The organism is Cohnella thermotolerans DSM 17683 (assembly GCF_000429825.1).
In the GTDB taxonomy this organism is placed as follows: domain Bacteria; phylum Bacillota; class Bacilli; order Paenibacillales; family Paenibacillaceae; genus Cohnella; species Cohnella thermotolerans.
The window spans coordinates 1-4,029 of sequence record NZ_KE386968.1 but is presented as its reverse complement, the minus strand read 5'-3'; the positions used below and the strand labels follow the sequence as shown (position 1 = coordinate 4,029).

The window sequence follows — 4,029 nt, the reverse complement described above, 5'->3', positions numbered from 1 at the left end:
GTTTCAATCCACGCTCCCGCGCGGGGAGCGACAGCTTGCAGAAAAGGCCTTGCGCAGCAAGGGAATTGAGCGATTTTTCGCGAACCTCCAATTTGAAGAAGCAAGGAAGCGGCTCAAATGACGTAAAATTCCCAAAGCTGCAGTTCTGACAAGGAGTGCGAACCTCCCGGGAAAATCATGTGCACTTGGGGTTCGCACCATTCTTTTCTCCATATGGTAACATATAAAGGGCGAAAGCTCACACCAATCTCCACAATTCTTCTTCATCCGCCTGCAATCCTTTATTGCGGCTGCCGATTCGGAAAGGGCGCGTACCCAGCTTTCCCTCTACTCTTCCAAAACCTATTTTAATCTTCGCTTTCGGAGGCTATGATAGGAGTACTCTTGTAACGCTTGAGCCGGCTCCGCTCTGACGCCGGATTCGATGCGGGGACATCGTCAACCAAATTTCGCAAGCTTTAACTACAACGACACGCCAAATTGGGGGAGGCTTATCATAAAATGTCAAGCAGACGATGGATTCGGGGAGGACATGTCGTTCTCCCCAACGAGACCGTTGAAGCGGATGTGGCGATTGCGAACGGGCGAATCGACATCATTGCGCCGCCGGGTGCGGCTTCCGCCGATCCGGAATCGATAAATGCGATCGACGCGACGGGCGCTTGGGTGCTGCCGGGGCTGGTCGACATTCATTGCGACGCCATCGAGAAGGAGGTCGAGCCTCGGCCGAACGCGCTTTTCCCGCTGGACATGGCCTTCCTTCAATTCGAGCGCAAGCTGGCGCTGCACGGCATTACGACGATGTTCCACTCGCTGTCGCTGGGCGTCGGTCTCAGCATTCGCGGGGAGAAGCTGATGGAGGAGCTGATCCGCTTCATCGCCGCAAGCCGGTCGGAACGGGCAATGATCCGCCATCGGGTGCATTTGCGCTACGAAGTGTCGTACTTGACGGGGATGCCGCTTGCCCGCAGGCTCATTCGCGACGGTCTCATCGATTATTTGTCGTATATGGACCACGCTCCCGGCGTCGGACAGTACAGCAGGCCCGGGGCGTTCGAACGTTATGTGATGAAAAATCAGGGTGTAGACATCGAAGAAGTGGCGCAAATTATAGAAGAACTGGAGGAGCGTCGTAAGCGGATCGATTGGGAGGAGTTGAAGCGCCTGTCGGCCGAAGCGCGTGATCGCGGAATCACGGTGGCCTCCCACGACGACGACTCGCGGACTTTGGTCGATCGTTCGATCGGATACGGGGCGAAAGTAGTCGAGTTCCCGCTTAACCTCGAGACGGCTATGTATGCGCGGGAGCAAGGCCTGCACGTCTGCGTCGGAGCCCCCAACATCGTGCGCGGCGGCTCGCACGACCGCAATATGTCGGCGTTCGAAGCGATTCGGGCGGGTGCGGCGGACATCGTCTGCTCCGATTATCATCCCGCCTCGCTGCTTCAGTCGGTTTTTACGATGGAGCGGGAAGGAATTTCGCTCGCAGATGCGGTTCGCATGGCATCGCTGCATCCGGCCGAGGCGCTCGGCCTCGGCGGCGAGATCGGCTCGATCGAGCCCGGCAAATTCGCCGATCTGCTCATCGTCCGCAAGCTGAAGGGCTGTCCCGTCGTAACCGATACCCTCGTCGGCGGTACGGTGGTGCAGACTGCGCGCGATTATTTCGAAGCGGGTTTGTGAATCTCCTGATATAACGTATCGACCATGCGCTGCTGTTCGTCCGTTGGGCTATGCTGCCAGATGATCTCGAACAGAACGCCGAGTCCCGGAAGCGTGATTTCCGCGTTGCCGATCGAGTCCTCGATAATGTCGCGAAGCTCGTCGTTGTTCTTGTCCTCCACCCGGCGAACGATGGCTTCTCGCAAACTTATAGTGGCGGTCACGGGCATTCCCTCCTTTATCCTGCGATGCTCGGAGAGCGGCAACGAACGGTCCCGAATAGAATTCCCAGACGCCCGGCCGGATATGCCGCGGGCGTTTCGCGTTTGCGGGATGTGTTATAATGGAAACATCGATGGGAACGGAAAGGAGACAAGCAATCGTATATCATGGCCAAAAAACAATTTGCGGTTATCGGACTCGGACGTTTCGGCTCGAGCGTCGCCAAATTTTTGTCCGAGATGGGCTATGAAGTGCTGGCGATCGACGACGACAGCGAACGCGTGCAGGACGTCGCCAACAAGGTTACCCACGCCGTATCCGCCGACTCGACGGACGAAGAGGCGATGAGAGCGCTCGGCATTCGCAATTTCGACGTCGTCGTCGTGGCGATCGGGCAGGACATTCAAGCGAGCATTTTGACTACGCTGATTTTGAAGGATTTAGGCGTTCCTCAAATTATCGTCAAGGCGCAGACGGAACTGCACGGGAAAGTGCTGAACAAGATCGGGGCGGACAAGGTTGTTTTCCCGGAACGGGATATGGGACTTCGGGTGGCGCATCATCTGATCTCTCCGAACATTATCGAGCATATCGAGCTGTCCGACGATTACAGCATCGTAGAGATGAAGCTGCCGTCCGCGATGTTCGACAAGAGCTTGCAGCAGCTCGACATTCGCGCCAAATACGGCTGCAACGTACTCGCGGTGAAGCGGAACGAGGAGCTGAACATCTCCTTCCGGGCCGACGAGCCGCTGCGGGAAGGAGACGTTCTTGTCATCGTCGGGCGGAACGAGCATCTGACCAAGCTGGAGCAAGCGTATGCGGAGCCTTGAGCCGGCGCTGACTTCGCTTGCCAACCCCCGGGTCAAAGGCTGGGCCAAGCTGTCGGAGCGCAAGCATCGGGAGCGCGAAGGGCGCTTCAAGCTCGAAGGCGTCCATCTGGTGGCGGAGGCGTTGGCGGCGGGTTGGCCGCTGGAGTGCGTCGTTTTCGAAGAAGGCACGGGCATTCCGGACGAGCTGCTGCCTTATACGGAACGGGATGCGGCAGTTGGGCCTGCGTGGATCCCGGTCTCGCCGGACATTATCGAGAAGTGCTGCGAGACGGAGACTCCGCAGCCGGTGTTCGCGGTCGCTTACCGGAAGCCGCTGCGGAAGGACGAGCTGCTCGGTTCCGGGGCGGGAGCTTCCGGCCCGGTCGTCGTGCTGGACGGCGTGCAGGACCCGGGCAACGTCGGCACGATCGTCCGCAGCGCGGCGGCCAGCGGAGCCCGCGCCGTCGTGCTGGGCAAGGGCACGGCCGATCTGTACAACGCGAAGACGCTGCGCGCGACGATGGGCACGCTTTTCTACGTGCCGGTGGTCGAAGCGGACTTGACGGAGCTGCTGCCGGAAGCGCGCGAGCGCGGGGCGAAGCTGTACGGCACAAGCCTGCAGGCGGTGAAAAGCTGCTACGAATGCGACCTGTCGGGCGGCGAGACGTGGCTGCTGTTCGGCAACGAGGGAAGCGGGCTGTCGCCGTCGATCGAAGCGCTCGTCGACGAGCCGATCATCATTCCGATGACCGGCAAAGCCGAGTCGCTGAACGTCGCCATGGCCGCGACGGTGCTGCTGTTCGAGGCGCAGCGGCAGCGGATTTTTCACCAAACAATAATTCCCGTCGATCCACCTAAATAACTGTCATCACCCTAAATAATCTGTCCTCCAACTCATCCAAAGACTGGATACCGTCGGCTAATCCTCCGATCAATCTCCAGTCTTTTTTCATGCCGTTCAGGGTGAAGGGAAGAGGGGATAAGGGAGGGAATGGCATACAGATGGCGAATATATACTGGAGAGAATGTAGGAATAACAAGGGATCAAGCGTGATATGGCACGATCTGTTGCCGCGGCGGCATAAAGCAGGGATTAGGGATGAGGGGAGAGGGAAGGGCATTTCCCTGGCTCCCTGATCCCTTTAATCCCTGCCTTCGTCACCCAATAATTTTTATCTCGTTTCGTTCACACTTGAACCAGATAATCCCATTTTATTAGCCCGTTTTTTTGCTCCGATTGCCGTTTAATTTTTATCTCGATTTTGACTCGAAAATGCCTCTCATGCCTTGTGGGGCAAGGAGTTGCGGCGATTGGGAGGAAATGGTGGGGGAG

General features: G+C 57.8%; 3 protein-coding genes and 1 pseudogene. 3 read left to right on the top strand and 1 reads right to left on the bottom strand.

Annotation, left to right across the window (positions count from 1 at the left end; translation table 11 throughout):
• Positions 1–501: 501 nt before the first annotated feature.
• Positions 502–1,683, top strand: coding sequence for an alpha-D-ribose 1-methylphosphonate 5-triphosphate diphosphatase (locus G485_RS0124265; RefSeq protein ID WP_027094679.1), 1,182 nt, complete (start codon positions 502–504; stop codon positions 1,681–1,683).
• Here G485_RS0124265 and sspI read toward each other — a convergent pair.
• The gene (gene sspI / locus G485_RS0124260) at positions 1,662–1,886 is read right to left on the bottom strand and encodes a small acid-soluble spore protein SspI (RefSeq protein ID WP_027094678.1); all 225 of its coding nucleotides are present in this window, start codon (positions 1,884–1,886) and stop codon (positions 1,662–1,664) included. The genes G485_RS0124265 and sspI overlap by 22 nt on opposite strands.
• Positions 1,887–2,021: 135 nt before the next feature.
• On the opposite strand from sspI, the pseudogene G485_RS0124255 reads away from it, so the two are divergent.
• Together G485_RS0124255 and G485_RS0124250 are read left to right on the top strand one after the other, a co-directional pair.
• A pseudogene (locus tag G485_RS0124255) lies at positions 2,022–2,717 on the top strand (potassium channel family protein); the annotation flags it as partial.
• Positions 2,704–3,558 (top strand): TrmH family RNA methyltransferase, encoded by an 855-nt coding sequence (locus tag G485_RS0124250; protein ID WP_027094676.1) that lies wholly within the window; start codon positions 2,704–2,706, stop codon positions 3,556–3,558. The pseudogene G485_RS0124255 and the gene G485_RS0124250, both read left to right, overlap by 14 nt.
• Positions 3,559–4,029 lie beyond the last annotated feature (471 nt).

Bases quoted from the DNA above. Each gene is read 5' to 3' on its own strand.
- G485_RS0124265 (WP_027094679.1), top strand. From the start codon at position 502: ATGTCAAGCAGACGATGGATTCGGGGAGGACATGTCGTTCTCCCCAAC.
- G485_RS0124250 (WP_027094676.1), top strand. From the start codon at position 2,704: ATGCGGAGCCTTGAGCCGGCGCTGACTTCGCTTGCCAACCCCCGGGTC.